The organism is Mumia sp. zg.B53 (assembly GCF_019550935.1).
Classification (GTDB): Bacteria; Actinomycetota; Actinomycetes; order Propionibacteriales; family Nocardioidaceae; genus Mumia.
Genome location: NZ_JAHWCK010000003.1, coordinates 1 through 20,764, shown reverse-complemented (window position 1 = coordinate 20,764; position 20,764 = coordinate 1). Strand labels below are relative to the sequence as shown.

The following is a 20,764-nucleotide window of genomic DNA, read 5'->3' as shown; positions in this document are numbered from 1 at the left end:
GGCCGTCAGCCCAGTCGGATCCCCGCGAGCTGGGTCGCCTGCGCGACGAGCCGTCCGGTGCTGTCCCAGACGAACGTGGCCTCGTCGACCCGCTGGGCCGCGACGGTCTGGGCACGGTGCAGGATCGTGAGCGGACCCGGCGCGGGCAGCGCCCGCACGTAGACGGTCATCTCGAGCGTGGGCACCAAGCCCGTCGGCTCGATCTCGAACGTCGCGGGAGGGAATGCATCGACGGCGTAGAGCAGCGAGACCGGGTCGAACGGCGCGTCGTCGAGGAACGACAGCCAGCCGCGCAGCTCCCCCGACCCGCTCGGACGACCGGCGGCGAAGCCCAGGGTCGCGGGGTCGAGGCGCAGGTCGACCTGCTCCATCACCGGCACCGGTACGCCGGTCGGGCTGGTGCCGGGCACCCGCACTCCCTCGTCACGGTCGCCGGCCGGCCGGGGTGGCGCACCACGGTCCCAGTGGGCAGGGGCGCCGTCGGCGAGTCGCCCGACCATGAGCACCGCCTCGACGCAGGCCTGGCCGTCCTGCCGCATCGTCGCTCGTACGTGGTCGGCGCTGCGACCCTTGCGCAGCACCACGGTCTCGATCTCGACCGGCCCGGCATCGGGCGAGTGGAGGAAGTGTGCCGACGACGTGATCACGTGCTCGTGCCCGACGCTCGCGACCGCTGCTCGCCCGAGCAGCGCGAGCAGGTAGCCGCCGTTGGGCTTGTCCGCGACCGCCCACTCGGGGTCGACCTCAGCCGCGAAGCCGTCGTCGGTCGGGCGGACGGTGCTGACGTCGGTGAAGGGCCGGAGCGCAGGCATGGGACTCCTCGGGTCGGCAGGATCCCATCATGACCCCGTCGACCGGCAGCCCGGTCACGAGGTCAGGTGGTGGACCGCCCGGGACCGGGAGCATCGTCGTTCCACTCGGGATCGTTGTCCCACCGCTCGTTGCGCTCCTGCGCCAGCTCGAGCGCGTGCTCGGCCTCCTCGCGGGTGGAGTACGGGCCCAGGCGATCGATCGCCTTGCAGCCCTCCTCGCCCTCGACCGTGTGGTGCTTGATGCAGTAGTAGAACTTCGCGTCCGCCATCATTGACCTCCTGCCCCCATCCTGCCCGAGCAGGACGAGGCTCGCCGAACGCCCCGGCGGTCCCGCCTACACTCGACGCGTGACCGTGCTGAGCCCCCACACCCTCTCCCCCCGTCGCAGCGTCCCCGCCTCGATCGAGGTGCCCGAGTACGTCGGCCGCAAGGCGCCCGCGCCGTACGAGGGCCCTGAGATCCGCAGCGCCGAGACGATCCGGGCGATGCGCTACGCGGGCCGGCTCGCCGCCCAGGCCCTGGACGCGGTCGAGGCAGCGATCGCGCCAGGTGTCACGACCGACGAGCTGGACGCCGTCGGCCACGCCTTCCTCGTCGAGCACGGGGCGTACCCCTCGACGCTCGGCTACCGCGGCTACCCCAAGTCGCTGTGCACCAGCGTCAACGAGGTGATCTGCCACGGCATCCCCGACGCCCGCCCGCTCGAGGACGGCGACATCGTCAACATCGACATCACCGCCTACGTCGGCGGGGTGCACGGCGACACCAACAAGACCTACCTCGTCGGCGACGTCGACGAGGAGTCGCGGCTCCTCGTCGAACGCACGGAAGAGGCGCTCATGCGCGCCATCCGGGCGGTGAAGCCCGGACGTCGCATCAACGTTGTCGGCCGTGTCATCGAGTCCTACGCCAAGCGCTTCGGCTACGGAGTCGTCCGCGACTTCACCGGGCACGGCGTCGGTCCGGCCTTCCACGACGGACTGATCGTGCCGCACTACGACGACCCGGGACACGACACCGTGATCAAGACCGGGATGACCTTCACGATCGAGCCGATGCTCACCCTCGGCACCATCGACTGGGACCTGTGGGACGACGGCTGGACGGCGACGACCAAGGACCGGTCACGCACGGCGCAGTTCGAGCACACGCTCCTGGTGACCGACTCGGGCGCGGAGATCCTGACGCTGCCGTGACCGGGGTCAGAGTGATCTACGACGCACTGTCGTAGGGACCGTGGGATGCTGCCGCACCACCAGGTACGGTCGGTGCCGTGACCGCACTCGCCACACCCCCGCAGACCCACGCCCGCACCCGGACCGCCTTCCGCGTGGTCGCCTTCGCCGAGGCGGTGTCGTGGGCCGGCCTGCTGATCGGGATGTTCTTCAAGTGGGTCCTCGAGACCACCGAGCTGGGCGTCAAGATCTTCGGTCCCATCCACGGCGGCATCTTCGTGGCGTACGTCCTCATGTGCCTCGTCGCGTGGCGCGCGTTCGGCTGGTCGTTCAAGGTGACGATCGCCGCGCTGGCGTCCGCCGTACCGCCGTTCTTCACCGTGGTCTTCGAGAGGTGGGCGGATCGCCGCGGCCTCCTCGGCCGCGCCGTCGGTCGCTAAGGGCGGATGAGCCGGCCTGTAGGCCGGATTCTGTCAGGGCGTCTCCGCCCCGGCGACCATCTCTCTCGGCGTCGCGTCACCACGACGCTCCAGCGACCTACCCGCAGGCTCGGCGAGCAGCGTCAGCGCCTGCGCGGACCCGAAGGTCCTTCTTGGTCTTGCTCCCGATGGGGTTTACCTAGCCGCCCCGGTCACCCGAGGCGCTGGTGGGCTCTTACCCCACCCTTTCACCCTTACCCGCACCTCACGCGTCGCGTGAGGCCGCTGGCGGTCTGCTCTCTGTGGCACTGTCCCGCACGTCGCCGTGGGTGGGCGTTACCCACCATCGTGCTCTGTGGAGTCCGGACCTTCCTCGGCGCCCTCGGTGCGAGACCGACGACGACGCGGCCGCCCGGCCGACTCATCCGCAGCAGCCACAGTAGCCGACATCACCCTCCCCGGTCTGGCCGCATCCCCCCGCCCGCCGTACGCTGGGTGGAGCGAAAGGGAGTAGTCCCCAACATCCGTGTCGACACACTGACCTCCGGGTCCGGTACGGACGGCGTCGCCTCGCGCGGCGCGGACGAGACTTTCGGCCAGCGACACGACCCTATGGACGTGCCTGGTCGAAGGGACTCCCCGAGGCTCCTCGACCAGGTGCCGAGGAGCCCTTCTCATGCTGTACGCGTTCTTGCTGAGCACCGCGGTCATCTTCGTGGCCGAGCTCGGCGACAAGAGCCAGCTGATGGCGATGACGTTCGCCACCCGCTACCGACCCCGCGACGTGCTGATCGGCATCACGGTCGCCACCGCGGTCGTCCACCTCCTCTCTGTGGGCATCGGGTTCTGGGTCGGTGAGGCGTTCGCGGATGCGCAGCAGTGGATCACCCTCGCCGCCGGTCTGGCGTTCCTCTTCTTCGCCGCCTGGACCCTGCGCGGCGACGAGCTCAGCGCCGACGAGCGGGAGAAGGCCACCCGCAGCAGCGGGTCCGCGGTGTGGGCCGTCGGCGGGGCGTTCTTCCTCGCCGAGCTCGGTGACAAGACGATGCTCGCGACCATCACGCTCGCCACGCAGGAGGACTGGTTCGGCACGTGGGTCGGCAGCACGGTGGGCATGGTCGCCGCCGACGCGCTCGCGATCCTGCTCGGCGCCTGGATCGGCAAGCAGCTGCCGGAGAAGGCCATCCGCTACGGCGCGTCGGCGTTGTTCGCGGTCTTCGGGCTGTGGCTCGTCGCGGAAGGCGCCGGCTGGCTCTGAGGCAGCCCACGGGTTCCTGTCACGGCCCGTCCCACCGGAAGCGTACGGAGCGCGCGTCGACGTCGGCCCGCTCCAAGGTCAGCCGTACGGGCTCACCCAGGGGCAGCGGCACGTCCGCCGCGACCGGAGCCTCGACCGCAGGGTCGTCGAGGAGGGCCGTCCCGCGAGTCGGATCCTTGTCGTCGGCGTCGATCACCGTGCCGGTGAACGTGCGTCCGACGGCGTCGGCCAGCACGACGGCCTCCACCAGGTCGAGCACCGCTCGGTCGAACGACGAGGCGACGCGGCCGGTCCCCGCCATCACCGCGGGCAGCCTCGGAAGCCCGGCCCGTACCCACTCGGGCACGTCCACGCCCGCACTGACCGCGAGGCACACCTCGCTCACGTAGCGGTCCGCGAGCCGCCGCAGCGGCGCCGTCGCGTGGGCGTACGGCGCCGCGATCGCGCTGTGCTCGGCGTAGTCCGGCGGCGCCCCGTCGAACGCGGCGTAGTCCGCCCCGCGCAGCAGGCCCGTGCACGCCTCGAGCATCGCGACGTGCCGGGGGTCCGCCGGGTCGAGGGTCCGGACGAAGTCGGGGTACGACATCGCCTCGGGCCACGGGACCTCGAGCCCACGCGCAGCCCTCTTCAACCGCCCGACCGCTCGCTCGTCCGCGGGCGGCAGCGTGCGCACCAGCCCGACTCCCGCCTCCAGCATGAGACCGGCCGCCGCCATCCCGGTGAGAAGCGAGATCTGCTCGTTCCACCCCTCCGCCGGCACCGGCTCGCGGAACGTCAAGGACCACGAGCCGTCCTCCGCGCGGTCGATCTCCTGCGAGGGCAACGGGAGGCTCACACCGCCCCGTTCGGCCTCCAGCGCCTGTCGCCGCTCCCCCACCTCGCGCAGCAACGTCAACGTCTCCGGACCTGACCCTGCCGCCACCTGGGCCTGCACGCCGTCGTAGTCGAGCTGGGCCGTGCTGCGGACCCGCGCGCGCGTCACCTCGACGCCGACCTGACGGCCTTCGGCGTCGAGGTCGATCGACCACAGCACGGCGGGACGCACGACGTCGGGAAGCAGGCTCGCAGCATCCTCGGACAGCACCGCAGGGTGGAGCGGGATCCGTCGCGTCGGGGCGTACAACGTCTGGCCGCGCCGGTGCGCCTCCTCGTCGACCGCACCGCCGGGGACGACGTACGAAGCGACGTCGGCGATCGCGTAGTGCACGGTCCACCCCTCCCCGCGACGCTCGATGAACATCGCCTGGTCGAGGTCGCGGGCCCCGGGTGGGTCGATGGTGAGGAGCGGCAGGTCGGTCCGGTCGAGGTCGGGGAGCTGGACCCTGGCCGCCGAGGTCGCTGCCTCCTCCAGGACCGCGGGCGGGAACGCCGCATCGATCCCCAGCTCCTGCGCGACCGCGTCGATGCGGCTCTCGAGGGCGGGCACGGCGGACGGGTCTACCGAGTAGTACGCACGGGTCATGCCGCCACCCTAGAGAGCGGTCGATCCCCGCGCGGGCCGACGCGATCGGTCCGATGCCCTCTCCGTAGGATCAGTGGGTGCTGGTCCTCCTCCCGCCGTCCGAAGGCAAGTCCGTCCCCCGGCGGGGTCGCCCGCTCGATCTCTCCACGCTGTCCTTCCCGACGCTGACGCCGACCCGTCGCCGGATCGCGGACACGCTCGTGGACCTGTGCACCCGGGACCCTGCCCGCGCGGCTGCGGTCCTCGGGCTCGGCCCGACCCAGGCCGACGCGCTCGCCCGCGACGCGAGCCTCTGGACCGAGCCGACCGCGCGGGCCGACTCGGTCTACGACGGCGTGCTGTACGCCGCGCTCGACCTCGGCACGCTGGACCCCGCCGCACGACGACGGGCCAGCCGGAGCCTGGCCTTCGCCAGCGCCCTCTTCGGGCTCGTCCGTCCGACGGACCGCATCCCGGCCTACCGGCTGTCGGGCAACGTGACGCTGCCCGGGCTGGGCACCATCGCGAGCCAGTGGCGCGACGAGCTCGGCCCGGTGGTCGCGGACACGCTCGGCTCCGGTCTGCTGATCGACCTCCGGTCCTCGACGTACGCCGCGCTCTGGCGACCCGACGGACCGAAGGACCGGGTCGCGACCGTCCGTGTCCTGCACGAGTCGAACGGTCGTCGGAGCGTCGTCAGCCACTTCAACAAGGCCACCAAGGGCAGGATCGTCCGGGCGCTCCTGCGCGAGGGCGCGTCACCGGCGACGGTGTCCGCGCTCGCCGCCGACCTGCGCGACCTCGGCTGGACCGTCGAGCAGCACGCGGGCCGCCTGGACGTCGTCGTGACCGAGGTCTGACCCCCCGCTCCGTCCGCGCTGTGTGCAGTACGTCAAGGAATCCGGTACGCAATTCCTTGACGTACTGCACACAGCGCGGAGGGGACGGCCTGTGGGGGAGGCGAGGGACGGCCAGCCGGGGGCGGGACGGTCAGACGGGGACGACGTCGTACGCGCGCAGGGTCGAGATGCCGTCCGGCCAGACCCGCACCGTGCTCACCGACGCGGGCTGCAGCTCGAGCCGGTGGATGACCGGCATCGGTGCGTCGAGCGCCAGCCTCACGAACATCTTGATCGGCGTCACGTGGCTCACGAGCACGACGTGCTTGCCGCCGTACGACGCCACGAGCCGACGCTGCAAGCGCTGGACGCGCGCGAACACGTCGTCGTACGACTCACCGCCCGGCGGCGCCACGGCCGTCGAGGCGAGCCACGCGTCGAGGGCCTCCGGGTCGCGCTCCTGGACCTGCGCGAACGTCAGGCCGTCCCACGCGCCGAACGACGCCTCGACCAGTCCAGGCTCCACGACGACCTCGACGCCGAGGTCGTTCGCCAGCACCTCGGCGGTCTCGCGGCAGCGACGCAGCGGCGAGCTCACGACGACGTCGACGGCCTCGGCGTCGGCACGGGAGACGTACGCCGCCGCACGGTGGACCTGGGCGCGGCCGACGTCGTTCAGGCCGGGGTCAGCGCCGTCGGACCCGGAGAAGACCTTCGCGAGCGTGCTGTCGGTGGCGCCGTGGCGGACCAGCGTCAACGTGGTCGGCGGGTCGGCCAGCGGATCGCGCCACCCGACCATCGGGTTGCGTGACCCGGCCGGGGCAGCGGTCGCCGTCGTCCCGGGGGCCTGGGGGGCCGGGTCTGCCGCTCGGCGCCGTTTGGGCTTGCCGGCCGCCTCGTCGAGCGCGTCGTTGAGGATCGCGTCCGCAGCCTTGTTGCGCTCGCGCGGCACCCACGTCCACTCGACGCCGAACGGGGCGAGCTGCTGGGCCCGCAGGGCGAGCGGCTTCATATCGGGATGCTTGACCCGCCACCGGCCCGCCATCTGCTCGATCACGAGCTTGGAGTCCATCCGGACCTCGACCTCGGCCTCCGGGGCGTGCTCGGCGAGGAGCTCGAGGCCGGCGATGAGCCCGCTGTACTCGGCGACGTTGTTGGTCGCGATCCCGATCGTCTCCGCCCGCTGGGCGATGACCGCCCCGGTGTCGGCATCACGGAGGACCGCACCGTACGCCGCGGGGCCAGGGTTGCCGCGCGAGCCTCCGTCGGCCTCGATGACGACGCGACGCGGCGCCGTCACAGCCCGGACTCGCCGGTCCGGACGAGGATCCGGTTGCACTCCGGGCAGCGCAGCACGACGTCGCTCGGCGTGGCGGCGATCTCGCGAAGGTCGGCACCGTTGATCTCGAGCCGGCAGCCCTCGCACCGCTTGTGGCGCAGGGCCGCGGCTCCGACGCCGCCGTGGGTGTCGCGGATCTTGTCGTAGAGCGCGAGCAACGGGTCGGAGACACGTCCGACCGTCTGGCCGCGCTCGGCACGCAGCGCCTCCGCCGCCGCGTCGAGGTCGGCTGTCGACTCCTGGAGAGCACCGAGCTCGTCGGCGATCCGTGCCTCGATCGAGGCCAGCTCTCCGGTTGCCGCGGCCAGCTCGTTCTGGGCCGCCTCGAGCTCCTCCATCACCTCGAGCTCGTCGTCCTCGAGCGAGCCGATGCGCCGGTCGAGCGCGACGATCTCGTCCTGGAGCCGCTGCAGGTCCTTGGGGCTGCCGACCTGACCCGAGTCGAGCCGGGTCTGGTCGCGGTCGCGCCGTGCCCGGACGTTGGCGACCTCGCGGTCGGCCTTGGCCTGGTCGGCCGTGAGGTCCGACACCCTGGTCTGCGCCTGGACGCTGCGCGCGTGGACCGTCTCGCGCTCCCGGCGCAGCTGCTCGAGCGTCGCGACCTGGGGCAGGGTCTTGCGGCGGTGGGCGAGCCGTGCGAGCTGCGAGTCCAGACTCTGGACGTCGAGCAGGGCAAGCTGGTCGAACGGGTCAGCCTTCAGCGTGGGCTCCTCTGACGGGTACGGACCGGTGAGTGCGTACCGCTGGACATGGCAGGTGCTCCACCGTATTACTCCGACCACCCGAGGTGCGACGTCCACGGGTCGGTCACGGCGGTCGAGACCTGGACCTGAACCGTACTCCCTCGCTCGTCGAGCCAGCCTCGCAGCCGCTCGGCCAGCACGGGCAGCCAGGTCCACTCGGCCGCCCAGTGCGGCACGTCGAGGACCGCGGGGGCGTCGGCGTGCTCGCGCAGCTCCGAGACGGGATGGTGCCTGAGGTCGGACGTGACGTACGCGTCCGCGCCGAGCGAGCGCGCGCGGTCCAGGAGGAAGTCACCGGACCCGCCGCAGACGGCGACCGTGCGCACCGGCGCGTCGGGATCGCCCGCGACCCTCACGGCGCTGTGGTGGGCAGGCAGCGCTTCGAGGACCTGCGTCGCGAACCTGCCCAACGGCACCGGGTCCGCGAGGGTTCCCACGCGTCCGCTGCCCCGGTCGGGATCGGGGACCTCGGCGATCTCGGTGACGGTGTAGGCGACCTCCTCGTACGGGTGGGCCGCGAGCGCAGCGGCCAGCACGGCTTCGCGCAGCCGTCGGGCAGCGACCATCTCGACGCGGGTCTCCGCGACGTGCTCGACCGCACCGACCTCCCCGATCGCCGGCGCCGCCCCCTCCCCAGGCCGGAACGACCCCGTCCCGTCGCTGACGAACTGGCACCGGTCGTAGTCGCCGACCGACCCCGCGCCCGCGTCGTGCATCGCGGAGGCGACCGCAGCGGCGGCCTCGCGGGGAACGTAGACCACCCACGCGTCGAGCGGTTCGACCGGATCGGCGTCCAGCGGCCTGAGGTCGGTGAGCCCGAGTGCACGGGCGAGCGAGTCGGAGACCCCGAGCGCCGGCGAGTCGGCGTTGGTGTGGCAGGTGTGCAGCGTGATGCCGTGGCGTACGAGGTCGGTGACCACCCGGCCCTTCGGGGTCGTGGCCGCGACCGAGTGCACGCCCTTGAGCAGGAGCGGGTGGTGCGTGACGACGAGGTCGGCCTCGAAGGCGATCGCCTCGTCGACGACCGCGCGTACGGGATCGACCGCGAGCAGGATCCGACGCAGCGGGGCGTCGGGATCACCGACCGACGTGCCGACCGCGTCCCAGGAGTCGGCGTGGCCCGGTGGGTACCACCTGTCGAGGAGGGCGATGACGTCGTGGACTCGCAGGTCGCTCACGCCCGTCAGCCTACGACTACGGCGTGGTCCGTCCGTACAGCGCAGGACACCACGACGTCCCCGACCCGACGTCGCGCTCGACGTCGGAACGCAGGTAGACGCGGTGCCCGCAGACGTCGGCGACCTCGCGGTATCGCGTCGCGACCACCCGGTTGAACGCGTCGGTGTCGATCCCCCACCAGGTGAAAGACCCCATCTCCACCAGCCACTCCGGCGCCTCGGGGCCGGCCAGCAGCGCCGTCATCTCGTCGAGATCGGGGTCGAGGACGCGGACGGGCAGGCTCCACGAGTAGGGGTACGGCGCGAACAGCCCTGCGACCCGCAGGACCTGCGGCGAGCCGTAGGCGACCAGGCCCGCGTCGCCGGGCTCGGTCCGCTCGCCGATCCACTCCCCCACGGCCGTGCCGCTCGTCGGCCGGCCCTCGAGCGCTGCGGGAGTTCGCCACGCCACGGCCACGAACGTGGCCACGAGGGCCAGGGCGACGGCCACACGCGTGGTGCGCAGGAGCCCGCTGCGCACGGCGAGCGCCGCACCGAGGGCCAGCGGGAGCGCGAGCTGGAGCGCGTAGTGGCGCCACCAGGACCCACCGCCGACGATCCCGACAACGGCGCAGGCCAGGACCGCGAGGGTGGCGACCGCGACCGGCCGGCGGCGTTCGCGGACCGCCCCCCACACGGTCAGGACACCGAGGAGGAACGCACCCGTTCCCACGAGGGCGAGCACGAAGAGGCGCATCCGCAGCTCGGGCGCGACGGAGCTCGAGCTGATGATGACCTCCGCCGCCTGCTCGCGGAAGCCGTACATCGCCTCCCAGAACCCCCCGAGGCCGGGTCCGGTCACCGCCCAGACGAGCGTGGCGAGGAGCGGCAGCGAGGCACCGGCCGCGCCCGCCGCCGCCAGCTTCCAGCCACGGCGACCGCTCAACGCCCAGAGCACCGCGGCGAAGACCAGTCCGTCGACGACGTTCTGCTTCATCAGCACGGCCACCACGCCGGTGACACCCGCCCCGGCCGCGAGCGCCGCGCGCACCCGTGGAGACGTCACCTCGTACGCCGCGGCGAGCGCGAGCGCGACGGTGACCGCGGCGAAGACGACCGCCGGGAACACCGTGGCCATGCGCGGCCCGCTGAACGCCGGGGTGGAGGTCACCGCGCACATCACCAGCGCGGCGGCCAGCGCGCCGCGCGTGCCGCCGACAGCTCGTCCCGCGTACCAGGCGGCGGCGACCGCGACGAGGGCGAGCACCAGCGCCACCAGGCGGAGTGCGACCCGGTCTCCGAGCGAGCCGGAGAGCAGATCGGCGAAGCCGAAGAGGAGGATCAGGCCGGGAGGACGGTCGACCCACTGGTTGCCGTACAGCGAACCGTCCGTCGTCCCCCACTGGTGGGCGACGAGAAGGAACCCGCCCTCGTCCGAGGACAGCGGCGCCCACAGGTACGGCAGGCGGAACGCGGTCGTGAGCGCCAGCACCGCGACGAGGACCGCGCCACGTCGCCTCTCGATCCGGTGGACAGCACGACGCACCGTCGACCACATCGCCGGTGCGTCCGCCCCGCGAGTCTGCGCGCTCAGTACTCGATCACCACCCCGATGTCCCACTCCGTGATCGCGAGCGGCGCCGTGACGTCAGTGACGGTCGCGGCAGGCATAAAGTCGGGCACGTCTCCCCCTGGTGACAGTGTGCGGCGTCTCCGACCATAACCGCCGCGACCCCGCGACACGACCGCTAATACGTGGCATCAGGCTGCGCGCACGACGAGAGCCCTGCGCACACAGGCAACGGGGCTCTCGTGGGATTCGTGGTGGGCGCAGAGGGGATCGAACCCCCGACCGCCTCGTTGTAAGCGAGGTGCTCTACCGCTGAGCTATGCGCCCGACGCCGCGCGGCGCTCCAGAGTATCGGATGGCGCCCTGGATGAAGACAGAGGCGTGGCCGCTGGCGTCTCGGGTCACCAGCGGCCACGCGCTCATCAGTCTTGCACAGATCCGGGTCTGCGCGGCAGGATCATGCAGAGATTTCCTGCAGTGCGCCGAGGTAGCCGGCAAGGTCGCGCGCGTCGGGAAGTCCGTTCTCGATCTTCCACCGCACGACACCCTCCTCGTCGACCAGGAAGCTGCCTCGCAGCGCACACCCACGGTCGGCGTCGAAGACCCCGTACGAGGTCGCGACCGCACCGTGCGGCCAGAAGTCGCTCAGCAGCGAGAACGTGAGCCCGTCCTTCTCGGAGAAGGCCCGCAGAGCGAACATCGGGTCGCACGAGATCGCCAGCACGTCGGCATCGAGCTCGTTGAACGCAGCGAGGTTGTCGCGCAGCTCGCACAGCTCGCCGGAGCAGATCCCGCTGAACGCGAACGGATAGAAGACGAGCAGCGTCTTCTTGCCGCGGAGCGCCGAGAGGGAGACCTCCTCGCCGTGCTGGTTCTTGAGGGTGAAGTCAGGGGCCGTGGTCCCGATCTCGATCGTCATGGAGGGAAGTCACTCGCTCTCGTCGGTGTGGGTCAGCCGGCGCTTCAGGATCTTGCCCGTCGCGTTGCGCGGCAGCTCGTGCAGGAAGCGTACTTCGCGCGGGACCTTGTACCGAGCGAGGCGCTCGCGCACGTAGAGCTTGAGGTCGTCCTCGGTCACGTCGTGCCCCGGCCGCAGAGCGACCCAGGCCAGCAGGCGGTGCCCGAAGTCGACGTCCTCCACGCCGACGACGGCGACCTCCAGGACGGCCGGGTGCCTCGCGAGACAGTTCTCGACCTCTTGCGGATAGACGTTCTCCCCGCCGGAGACGATCATCTCGTCGTCACGGCCCTCGACGAAGAGCAGACCGTCGCGGATGGTGCCGACGTCGCCGGTCGACATCAGACCGTCGACGACCTCCTTGCCGCCGCCGTGCGTATACCCCTCGAACGGCAGGCCGTTGCGGACGAAGATGCGTCCGCTCGAGCCGGTCGCCGGACGCCCCTCGGTGTCGTAGAGGGCGATCACCGTCGCGATCGGTGGTGCACCCGCCGTGCCGGGGTGCGCGCGCATCTCGGCGGGTTGCGCGATCGTCACCCACGCGCACTCGGTCGAGCCGTAGGTGTTGTAGAGGTTGTCGCCGTACTGGTCCATCCACGCGGTCGCGAGGTCGCCGGGAAGCGACGAGCCGCTGGCCGCGACGATCGTGAGTGCGCTCAGGTCGTAGGAGTCGAGGTCTTCCTTCGGCAGCTGGAGCGCGCGCTGCAGCATCACCGGGATGACCACCGCCGCGTCGGACCGGGTCCGGGCCAGGGTGTCGAGGAAGTCACGCGGTGTGAAGCGGCGTCGCAGGACGAGCGTGGACCCGAGGAGCATCGCGAGGTTGAGGTGGCCCCATCCCCAGGTGTGGAACAGCGGGGCCGCCACGTGGACGGTCATCCGCGCGCGGAGCGGGATGCGGGACAGCAGCGCGGCTCCGGCGCTGAGCGAGCCGGACCCCCTGGCCGCGCCCTTCGGCGCTCCGGTCGTGCCCGAGGTGAGGATCACGGAGCGGCCCTCGCGCCGCGGGGCCGGCAGGTCGGTGCCGGGACGGGTGCTGACAAGCGATCCGACGGTGCCCGGACCAGGAACGTCGGCCCAGGCGACGACGCGGGCTGCGTCCGAGGGTGCCGACGCCACGACGTCGGAGAACTCGTCGTCGTGGACGATCGCCGCCGGCTTCTCGCGCTCGAGCAGCTCGCGCACCTGGGGGCCGGAGAACGCGGTGTTGAGATAGAGGACGTCGGCGCCGAGCCGCGCGACGGCGATGGCGGTGATCACGAACCAACGGTGGTTGCGAGCCATCAGCGCGACGCCGTCGCCCTCGCCGACGCCCAGGTCGGACAGCGCACGGGCGAACGCATTGGCCTGGGCACCGAGATCGGCGAAGGTGATGGACCCGAGATCGTCGTGGATGGCGACGGCGTTGGGAGTCCGCGCGGCGAGCGAGGCGTAGCCGCCGGCCAGACCGGTGCCCCAGCGGGCCAGGGCCCGCCCGACGCCGACGAGGGCACGGGGACCGTACGGTCGGACGACGCCGCACGTGGCGAGGGAGGCGAGAGTCAGCGCGGATGCAGCGGCGGGGTGCTGGCCCGGTCCGCGGAGCTGGTTCGTCATGGTGGTACCTCGGAAGTCGGGGGCACGTGGCCCTTAGTGTAACCATGAGTTACACCAAGGAGAACCCGCGCTCCTCCGGCGTCGGCCACCCGGCTTCGCGCCACCCGGCGCGACGAGTCAGCGCTTGTGGGTGGACAGCTTCGTCGCGGCCCAGTCAGGGCCTGCCGACGCGGTCGTCGTGGTCGACAGCCCTGCGATCGGAGCTGCCTCGGCGATGTCCCCGTTGTCGACGTACCCGGGTCGGCCGACCTTGGGCGTCAGGAGCCATACGGTCCCGCCCTCGGCAAGGTCCTGGAGCGAGTCCATCAACGCGTCGGCCAGGTCGCCGTCGTCGTCCCTCCACCAGAGCACGACACCGTCCACGACCTCGCCGTAGTCGCCGTCCACCATCTCGCTGCCGATGCGACTCTCGATCGCTTCCCGAAGCGCGTCGTCGACGTCCTCGTCCCAACCGAGCTCCTGGACCACCATGTCGGGCTTGAAGCCCAGACGGTCCCCATGCCCCGGACGGTCCGCGTCCTGCGCGGTGGCGCTCACCGATGCCTCCCCAAGTGATGTTTTCCAAGGCTTCTTCCTGCCTAGGCGCCACACACTAGCGGCTCTCGGCGAAGGTGGGGCAGGGAGCGCTCCGCAGAGCCCTTAGGTCCGCCCGGAGGGGCGGCTACTCGCGGGTACTGGAACGCAGTGGAAAGATGGACGGCGGACGGCAGGCGACCCACCTGGAGCCGTCGACAGCGTTGCTGCCCACATCCGGCGCAGTCGCGATCTCGCGAGAAAAGGATTCGAAGTGGCCCAGTCATCCGACCGGCCCCCCGTCATCCACGAGGGCCTCCCGTCCCAGCTTCCCGACATCGACCCGGACGAGACCACAGAGTGGCTCGAGTCCTTCGACGAGATGGTCGAGGGACGGGGCCGCGGACGCGCGCGCTACATGATGCTGCGCCTGCTCGAGCGGGCCCGGGAGAAGCAGGTCGGGGTCCCCGCTCTCACCAGCACCGACTACATCAACTCGATCCCGCCCGAGCGCGAGCCCTGGTTCCCCGGAGACGAGGACGTCGAGCGACGCATCCGCGCCTACATCCGGTGGAATGCCGCCGTCATGGTCTCGCGGGCCAATCGAGAGGGCCTGGGCGTCGGCGGACACATCGCGACGTACCAGTCCGCAGCCAGCCTGTACGAGGTCGGCTTCAACCACTTCTTCCGTGGCAAGGACCACCCGGGCGGCGGCGACCAGGTCTTCATCCAGGGCCACGCCTCCCCCGGCATCTATGCCCGCGCGTTCCTCGAGGGTCGCCTGACCGCCGAGCAGCTCGCCAAGTTCCGCCAGGAGGTCAGCCATGGTCCGGGCAAGGGGCTCGCGTCCTACCCGCACCCCCGGCTGATGCCCGACTTCTGGGAGTTCCCGACCGTCTCGATGGGGTTGGCGGCGCTCAACTCGATCTATCAGGCGCGGTTCAACCGCTACCTCCAGAACCGCGGTATCAAGGACACCAGCGAGCAGCGCGTGTGGGCGTTCCTCGGCGACGGCGAGATGGGCGAGCCCGAGTCGCTCGGCGCGATCGGACTCGCCGCACGGGAGGAGCTCGACAACCTCACGTTCGTCATCAACTGCAACCTGCAGCAGCTCGACGGGCCGGTCCGAGGCAACGGCAAGATCATCCAGGAGCTCGAGTCGACCTTCCGCGGCGCCGGCTGGAACGTCGTCAAGGTCATCTGGGGTCGCGAGTGGGACGACCTTCTCGCCCGTGACGTCGACGGCGTCCTGGTCAACCAGATGAACCGTACGCCCGACGGGCAGTTCCAGACCTACTCGATGGAGGACGGCGCCTACACGCGCGACCACTTCTTCGGGGCCGACCCGCGGCTGCTCAAGATGGTGGAGCACCTCACCGACGACCAGATCTCCAAGCTGCCGCGCGGTGGTCACGACTACCGCAAGGTCTTCTCCGCCTTCGATGCGGCGATGAACCACACCGGGCAGCCGACGGTCATCCTCGCGCAGACCATCAAGGGCTGGACCATCGACGCGCTCGAGGGCCGCAACGCGACCCACCAGATGAAGAAGCTCACCAAGGCCGACCTCAAGAAGTTCCGCGACCGGCTCTACCTGCCGATCAGCGACGAGGAGATCGACGGGTCCGAGCTCGCGCCGTTCTACCACCCGGGCGAGGACTCCGACGAGATGCAGTACATGCGTGAGCGTCGCCGTCAGCTCGGCGGGTCGCTGCCCAAGCGCGTCGTCCGGGCCAAGCCGCTCGAGCTGCCCGGCGACGCGACGTACGCCGAGCTGCGGGGCGGGTCCGGCAACCAGCCGGTCGCGACGACGATGGCCTTCGTCCGCCTGCTGCGCAACCTCATGCGCGACAAGGGTGTGGGCTCGCGCGTCGTGCCGATCGCGCCGGACGAGTTCCGGACGTTCGGCATGGACTCGATGTTCCCGACGGCCAAGGTCTACAACCCGCACGGGCAGTCGTACGAGTCGGTCGACCGCAGGATCCTGCTGGCCTACAAGGAGTCGACGTCCGGCCAGCTCCTTCACGAGGGCATCAGCGAGGCCGGCGCCGTCGCCTCGATGACCGCCGCCGGATCGGCGTACTCGACCCACGGCGAGCCCATGATCCCGGTCTACATCTTCTACTCGATGTTCGGGTTCCAGCGCACCGGCGACTCGCTGTGGGCGATGGCCGACCAGCTCTCGAAAGGCTTCCTGATCGGCGCGACCGCCGGTCGGACCACCCTGACCGGCGAGGGCCTGCAGCACGCCGACGGCCACTCGCCGCTGCTCGCCCGCACCAACCCCGCGGCTGTGCACTACGACCCGGCGTTCGGGTTCGAGATCAGCCGCATCGTCCAGAACGGCATGGAGCGGATGTACGGCTCCACCGAGGACCACCCGCACGGCGAGAACATCTTCTACTACCTCACCGTCTACAACGAGCCCATCGTCCAGCCCGCCGAGCCCGAGGGCCTCGATGTGGACGCGCTGCTGAAGGGGATGTACCGCTACCGCGAGGCACCCGAGCGTGGCGAGGGGACCCCGCAGGCGCAGATCCTCGCTTCCGGCGTCGCCGTGCCGTGGGCGCTGGAGGCGCAGCGGATCCTCGCCGAGGAGTACGACGTCCGAGCCCACGTCTGGTCGGTGACGTCGTGGAACGAGCTCGCCCGTGACGCCGACGCTGCAGAGCGGGCGACCTTCAACGCCCCCGGAGACGAGCCTGCGACGCCGTACGTCACCAGGGCGCTGGCCGATGCCCACGGCCCGGTGTTGGCGGTGACCGACTACATGCGTGCCGTCCCCGACCAGATCGCCCGCTGGGTGCCCGAGCCGTGGACGTCCCTCGGCGCGGACGGGTTCGGCTTCGCCGACACCCGGGCTGCCGCGCGGCGGTTCTTCCAGATCGACACCGCGTCGATCGTGGTCGGCGTCCTCGAGGCCCTGGCTGCCAACGGCGAGGTCAAGGCCGAGACGGCGGCAGAGGCGTACGCACGGTTCCGGCTCGATGATCCGACCGCGGTCGCCGACGTCCCCCAGGAGGGCAGCGACGCCTGAGGGCGGCGGCACGGACGCGGGGTTGACCCCCGGCACACAAATGGTTGCCGGGGGTCAACCCCCCGTCCTCTAAGATGTCCCCATGGCCCCCCGTGACGATTCGACGCCGGACAGCGCCACGGCAGGGTCCGCGAGCTCGAGAGCGAGGGGTGGTCGGGTCATGGTCGAGACCGCGACACCGCCGGCGCTGCGACGGACCCCGACGTGGGTTCGCATCCTGCGCTGGCCCTACACCTTCCTGGTCGCCTTCTCGATCGCCGTGGGCGGTTTCACCATCTGGGCGTCCTACTACCTCGACCTGCCGATGCGGGACCCGGAGGGCTTCCTCGGGCCGGCCTACGTCCGGCTGCCGATGCTCGGGCTGCTCTTCATCGGCGGCGGCCTCGCCGTTCAGGCGTTCCTGCAGACCAGGAGTCTTCGGGGCCTGCGGTCCCGCGTCACGACGATCGTCCGCACGGAGTGGAGCTGGAGCCGGCTCATCCATGCCGCGCTCGGCCTGATCGCCTTCTACATCTCCTACGTCAGCTATCGCAACCTCAAGAGCTTCCTGCCGATCGTGCGCGAGGAGGTGCTCCACGACGCCGACCTGATGAAGATGGACCACTGGCTCTTCTTCGGTCACTACCCGGCACTTGTCCTGCACGACGTCCTCGGCACGGGGTTCATCGCGCTGATCCTGTCGACGATCTACGTCTCCTACCTGATGCTGACGCCGGTGTCGCTCGCGGCGGTGCTCGTCCTCAACAAGGACCTCTCGCTCGGCGCGTGGTACGCGACGGCGCTCAGCCTCAACTGGATCCTCGGCGTCGGCAGCTACTACCTCGTGCCGACGCTCGGACCGGTCTTCGCCAACCAGTCGCTCTTCGCCGACCTGCCTGGCGACAGCGGGGTGGCGGCGCTGCAACGATCGCTGGCGCACGCACGCTACGACGTCCTGAGCGACCCGTGGGCGACCGAGAAGATCCACGGCATCGCCGGGTTCGCCTCACTCCACGTCTCCGTCGTCCTGACCGCGTGCCTCTTCTTCGCCATCATCGGGATCAACAAGTGGCTGATGCGCGGCCTGTGGGTCTACTTCACAGGCACCGTGCTGGCCACGATCTACTTCGGCTGGCACTACGTCGCCGACGACATCGGTGGCGTCGTCATCGCCGTCCTGTCGATCGCGATCGGCGCTGCGGTTACCGGCAACTGGGGCTACCGCAAGACACGCAGTCGCGAGCGCAAAGCTCAGAAGGCCGCCCTCCACTCCTCGTCGGTCTGACGGCGTACGCGCGGGGCGGCGCGCGCCGGCGTGTCAGCCGGCGACGCCGAGGTCGTCGGTGGTGAGCTCGACGATGCTCGCCGCAGCCCCGACAGAGTCCTGCGGGCCCTCGGTCTGCGCTCCGTCCCTGAGCGTGGCCCCCCACCGCCGCGGGCGGAACCTCGCGGGCGGTGCTCCGTCGACGAACCGCGTGAGCACGTCGACGAACAGCTCCGGCTGATCCTTGTGCGGGAAGTGTCCGGAGTCGGGGAACAGCTCCACGATCGTGTGGGGCGACCGTCTCTGGGCGGCGAGCGCGTGCCGGGACGGGATGACGGAGTCACCGGCACCCCACACCAGGCAGAGCGGGATCACCTCGGCGAGGTAGGCGCGGTCCTTCATGGTGATGCGCTGACCGCGCCAGTCGACGACGTGACTCGTGACGGCGCGCACGGCGGCGCGGGCACCGGGGTCGCTGAGCGACTCGTAGATGTCGGCGGCCTCGTCGAGGTCCCGGGTGTAGGGAAGACCCGTCCGGGCGAGCGTGCGGAGCGCGACGCGGACCGGCACCCGCAGCGGTGGGATCGTGGCCAGCCCGAGACCCACGCCCGCTCCCGGGACGGTGATCAGCCTGATCAGCGGCGACACCTCGGTGCCGAGCCCGCCCGTGGCGACGAGGCAGATCCGCTCGGTCCGGTCGGGATACTGGTAGGCGAACTGCATGGCCACACCTCCGCCGAGGCTGTGACCGACGACCGTGACGCGATCGATCTCGAGATAGGTCAGGAGGTCGCGCATGCCGTTGGCGTAGCCGCCCAGCGAGTAGTCGGCCCGTGGCTTGTCGGACTCGCCATGGCCCAGGAGGTCGGGGATCACCACGGTGAAGCGTTCGGCCAACCGTTCGGCCACCGGCAACCACGTCGTCGAGTCGCAGCTCAACCCGTGCAGGAGCAGCAGCGCGGGCCCTTCACCGGTGATCCGGTACGCGCGGCGGTAGCCGTGCAGCCTGACGAACCGCGTCTCCAGCGAACCTGGGCTGAGTCCATTCATCGGGCAGCTCCTCGGCGCCGGGGGAAGTGGAGCCACGATACCGGCCGATGAGCCGTCCTGCACCTAGTCTGGGCCCTGTGACCGCCGGGACTCACGAGGACTACGCGCAGGTGCTGGACAAGGCATCCGGCGATCTGACGACGGCCGCGATCGCGACGATGGAGCGCGAGCTCCGGTGGTTCCACGAGCTCGACGCCGAGCACCGGTCGTGGATCTCCCTGATCGCGCACGCCGGGATCGCCCAGTGCGCCGAGTGGATGCGCACCGGCACGTCGGCTCTCGACGTGACGGGCTCGGTGTTCGGCGCAGCGCCGCGGGAGCTGACGCGCCACGTCACACTCCACCAGACGGTGTCGATGGTCAAGACGACGATCGAGGTCATCGAGCGCCACATCGACGACCTGTTCTCGGCCGACCAGGCCCAGGAGGTGCGCCGGCAGGTCTCGGCCTACGCGCGGGAGGTGGCGTTCGCGACCGCAGACGTCTATGCCCGCGCAGCGGAGTCGCGCGGGCAGTGGGACGCGCGGATGGAGGCGCTGGTCGTCGACGCCGTGGTCCGCGGCGAGCCCGAGGAGGTCATCCGGTCTCGAGCAGCGGCCCTGGGATGGGAGGCAGAGGGCGGCGTGACCGTGCTCGTCGGTGCCGCACCGCCCCCCGCAGGTGCCGGTGACGAGGGCGTCGAAGAGGAGGTTCGCCGTCGGGCTCGGGTGGCGGGGATGTCGACGTTGACCTCCGTGCAGCTCGAGCGGCTCGTCGTCCTCCTCGGCGACGTGGCTGATCTCGAGCACGCAGCGGGGGCGGTGGCCGACGCGTTCGGCCCCGGCGCCCTCGTCGTCGGCCCTGTGGTCGACCACATCGTCCACGCGCACCGCTCGGCGAGGGCCGCGCTCGCTGGACTCCGTGCTGCTCGCGGCTGGGCGGGGGCGCCGCGGCCGGTGCACGCCGACGACCTCTTGGTCGAGCGGTCGCTGGCCGGCGACGGCCATGCCCGGCGGGCGCTGGTCGACATGGTCCACACGCGGCTGTCCGGGACCGATCCCACGCTGCACGGGACGTTGGCGACGTTCCTCGAGCAGGGAGCGTCCGTGGAGGCCGCCGCGCGCCGCTTGTTCGTCCACCCCAACACCGTCCGCTACCGCCTCCGGAAGGTCCGCGACGCGACCGGGCTCGACCCGCTCAACCCTCGCGGCGCCTACACGCTGCGGGTCGGTCTCACGCTGGGCGGGCTGCTGTCGGTCCCCGACGAGACGCGACCACGTCCGTCGTTGTAGGAACCCCACAACCGACTCCCGCAATTTTGGGTCGAGTCTTCTTCGTGGTCAGAGTTTCTGGCAGGCAGTCTTGGTCTCGTGCTCGCGAAATGCCATTCGCGACCGACATCGCAGGGAATCCGACCTACGCGGCTCGGACCGGCCCGGCGACCAGGGAGCGGGGCATGGCGCGGCGGCCGCGAGAGCGGCCACAACGGGGGTCGTCCATCGCCGTACGCCGACGATGACGAGTCGCGCAACGAGCACACCTCGCAGGGGCGTTCGGGGGTCGCCCTTGTAGAGTCGTGGGGCGCGGCCCCACCCGGCCCGGCCCCCCCTCCCCACCCGCCGCGCCGGCCCGGG

The 20,764-nt window shown here is 71.1% G+C and carries 18 protein-coding genes, 1 tRNA gene and 1 other RNA gene; 7 read left to right on the top strand and 13 right to left on the bottom strand.

Annotated features, from left to right (window positions below; genetic code table 11):
• Nucleotides 1-5: 5 nt before the first annotated feature.
• Together KV102_RS13870 and KV102_RS13865 are read right to left on the bottom strand one after the other, a co-directional pair.
• Nucleotides 6-812 (bottom strand): thioesterase family protein, encoded by an 807-nt coding sequence (locus KV102_RS13870; protein WP_220346640.1) that lies wholly within the window; start codon nt 810-812, stop codon nt 6-8.
• Nucleotides 813-874: 62 nt separating this feature from the next.
• On the bottom strand, nt 875-1,081 hold the full coding sequence (locus KV102_RS13865; RefSeq protein WP_220344278.1) for a hypothetical protein: 207 nt from the start codon (nt 1,079-1,081) through the stop codon (nt 875-877).
• A 79-nt stretch (nt 1,082-1,160) separates the two neighbouring features.
• On the opposite strand from KV102_RS13865, the gene map reads away from it, so the two are divergent.
• A complete protein-coding gene (gene map / locus KV102_RS13860; RefSeq protein WP_220344277.1) occupies nt 1,161-2,009 on the top strand; it encodes a type I methionyl aminopeptidase in 849 nt (282 codons plus the stop codon).
• A gap of 77 nt (nt 2,010-2,086) precedes the next feature.
• A complete protein-coding gene (locus tag KV102_RS13855; RefSeq protein WP_220344276.1) occupies nt 2,087-2,428 on the top strand; it encodes a DUF3817 domain-containing protein in 342 nt (113 codons plus the stop codon).
• Between the two features lie 3 nt (nt 2,429-2,431).
• Here KV102_RS13855 and rnpB read toward each other — a convergent pair.
• An RNA gene (rnpB, locus tag KV102_RS13850) (RNase P RNA component class A) lies at nt 2,432-2,831 on the bottom strand.
• Nucleotides 2,832-3,083: 252 nt separating this feature from the next.
• On the opposite strand from rnpB, the gene KV102_RS13845 reads away from it, so the two are divergent.
• A complete protein-coding gene (locus KV102_RS13845) occupies nt 3,084-3,665 on the top strand; it encodes a TMEM165/GDT1 family protein (RefSeq protein WP_220346639.1) in 582 nt (193 codons plus the stop codon).
• A 19-nt stretch (nt 3,666-3,684) separates the two neighbouring features.
• Here KV102_RS13845 and KV102_RS13840 read toward each other — a convergent pair whose 3' ends face one another.
• Nucleotides 3,685-5,127: an RNB domain-containing ribonuclease gene (locus tag KV102_RS13840; protein WP_220346638.1), complete on the bottom strand. Its 1,443-nt coding sequence runs from the start codon at nt 5,125-5,127 to the stop codon at nt 3,685-3,687.
• A 77-nt stretch (nt 5,128-5,204) separates the two neighbouring features.
• Here KV102_RS13840 and KV102_RS13835 point away from each other — a divergent pair, with 77 nt between their 5' ends.
• Nucleotides 5,205-5,966: a YaaA family protein gene (locus KV102_RS13835; protein WP_220346637.1), complete on the top strand. Its 762-nt coding sequence runs from the start codon at nt 5,205-5,207 to the stop codon at nt 5,964-5,966.
• A gap of 130 nt (nt 5,967-6,096) precedes the next feature.
• Here the strand turns inward: KV102_RS13835 and KV102_RS13830 are convergent, their stop codons facing one another.
• The 8 genes from KV102_RS13830 to KV102_RS13795 form a co-directional block, all read right to left on the bottom strand.
• Nucleotides 6,097-7,245, bottom strand: a complete 1,149-nt coding sequence (locus KV102_RS13830) for a bifunctional RNase H/acid phosphatase (protein ID WP_220346636.1) — start codon at nt 7,243-7,245, stop codon at nt 6,097-6,099.
• Nucleotides 7,242-8,084, bottom strand: a complete 843-nt coding sequence (locus KV102_RS19620) for a zinc ribbon domain-containing protein (protein ID WP_220344271.1) — start codon at nt 8,082-8,084, stop codon at nt 7,242-7,244. Before KV102_RS19620 ends, KV102_RS13830 begins: the two co-directional genes overlap by 4 nt.
• The gene (locus KV102_RS13820) at nt 8,054-9,205 is read right to left on the bottom strand and encodes a Nif3-like dinuclear metal center hexameric protein (protein ID WP_220346635.1); all 1,152 of its coding nucleotides are present in this window, start codon (nt 9,203-9,205) and stop codon (nt 8,054-8,056) included. The genes KV102_RS19620 and KV102_RS13820 overlap by 31 nt, the downstream gene beginning before the upstream one ends.
• 16 nt (nt 9,206-9,221) lie before the next feature.
• Nucleotides 9,222-10,730, bottom strand: a complete 1,509-nt coding sequence (locus KV102_RS13815) for a hypothetical protein (protein WP_220346634.1) — start codon at nt 10,728-10,730, stop codon at nt 9,222-9,224.
• Nucleotides 10,731-11,006: 276 nt separating this feature from the next.
• Nucleotides 11,007-11,081 (bottom strand) — tRNA-Val (locus KV102_RS13810).
• A gap of 130 nt (nt 11,082-11,211) precedes the next feature.
• A complete protein-coding gene (locus tag KV102_RS13805; RefSeq protein ID WP_220344268.1) occupies nt 11,212-11,673 on the bottom strand; it encodes a peroxiredoxin in 462 nt (153 codons plus the stop codon).
• A gap of 9 nt (nt 11,674-11,682) precedes the next feature.
• Entirely contained in the window at nt 11,683-13,308 is a 1,626-nt protein-coding gene (locus tag KV102_RS13800; protein ID WP_220346633.1) for an AMP-binding protein, read from the bottom strand.
• Between the two features lie 117 nt (nt 13,309-13,425).
• Nucleotides 13,426-13,845 (bottom strand): DUF3052 domain-containing protein, encoded by a 420-nt coding sequence (locus KV102_RS13795; protein WP_220344266.1) that lies wholly within the window; start codon nt 13,843-13,845, stop codon nt 13,426-13,428.
• A gap of 250 nt (nt 13,846-14,095) precedes the next feature.
• Here KV102_RS13795 and aceE point away from each other — a divergent pair, with 250 nt between their 5' ends.
• Together aceE and KV102_RS13785 are read left to right on the top strand one after the other, a co-directional pair.
• Nucleotides 14,096-16,858 carry a pyruvate dehydrogenase (acetyl-transferring), homodimeric type gene (gene aceE / locus KV102_RS13790; protein WP_220346632.1) on the top strand — a complete coding sequence of 921 codons (2,763 nt, stop codon included), beginning with the start codon at nt 14,096-14,098 and terminating at the stop codon, nt 16,856-16,858.
• 160 nt (nt 16,859-17,018) lie between these two features.
• Complete coding sequence (locus KV102_RS13785) at nt 17,019-18,122, top strand: phosphatase PAP2 family protein (protein ID WP_220346631.1); 1,104 nt, start codon at nt 17,019-17,021, stop codon at nt 18,120-18,122.
• A 33-nt stretch (nt 18,123-18,155) separates the two neighbouring features.
• Here the strand turns inward: KV102_RS13785 and KV102_RS13780 are convergent, their stop codons facing one another.
• The gene (locus KV102_RS13780; RefSeq protein WP_220346630.1) at nt 18,156-19,151 is read right to left on the bottom strand and encodes an alpha/beta fold hydrolase; all 996 of its coding nucleotides are present in this window, start codon (nt 19,149-19,151) and stop codon (nt 18,156-18,158) included.
• A 77-nt stretch (nt 19,152-19,228) separates the two neighbouring features.
• Here KV102_RS13780 and KV102_RS13775 point away from each other — a divergent pair, with 77 nt between their 5' ends.
• Nucleotides 19,229-20,422 (top strand): helix-turn-helix domain-containing protein, encoded by a 1,194-nt coding sequence (locus KV102_RS13775; RefSeq protein ID WP_308289400.1) that lies wholly within the window; start codon nt 19,229-19,231, stop codon nt 20,420-20,422.
• Nucleotides 20,423-20,764 lie beyond the last annotated feature (342 nt).

Excerpts from the sequence above, each read along its gene's own strand:
- KV102_RS13870 (WP_220346640.1), bottom strand. The coding sequence starts at position 812 with ATGCCTGCGCTCCGGCCCTTCACCGACGTCAGCACCGTCCGCCCGACC.
- KV102_RS13865 (WP_220344278.1), bottom strand. The coding sequence starts at position 1,081 with ATGGCGGACGCGAAGTTCTACTACTGCATCAAGCACCACACGGTCGAG.
- KV102_RS13845 (WP_220346639.1), top strand. The coding sequence starts at position 3,084 with ATGCTGTACGCGTTCTTGCTGAGCACCGCGGTCATCTTCGTGGCCGAG.
- KV102_RS13840 (WP_220346638.1), bottom strand. The coding sequence starts at position 5,127 with ATGACCCGTGCGTACTACTCGGTAGACCCGTCCGCCGTGCCCGCCCTC.
- KV102_RS13805 (WP_220344268.1), bottom strand. The coding sequence starts at position 11,673 with ATGACGATCGAGATCGGGACCACGGCCCCTGACTTCACCCTCAAGAAC.
- KV102_RS13800 (WP_220346633.1), bottom strand. The coding sequence starts at position 13,308 with ATGACGAACCAGCTCCGCGGACCGGGCCAGCACCCCGCCGCTGCATCC.
- KV102_RS13785 (WP_220346631.1), top strand. The coding sequence starts at position 17,019 with ATGGTCGAGACCGCGACACCGCCGGCGCTGCGACGGACCCCGACGTGG.
- KV102_RS13780 (WP_220346630.1), bottom strand. The coding sequence starts at position 19,151 with ATGAATGGACTCAGCCCAGGTTCGCTGGAGACGCGGTTCGTCAGGCTG.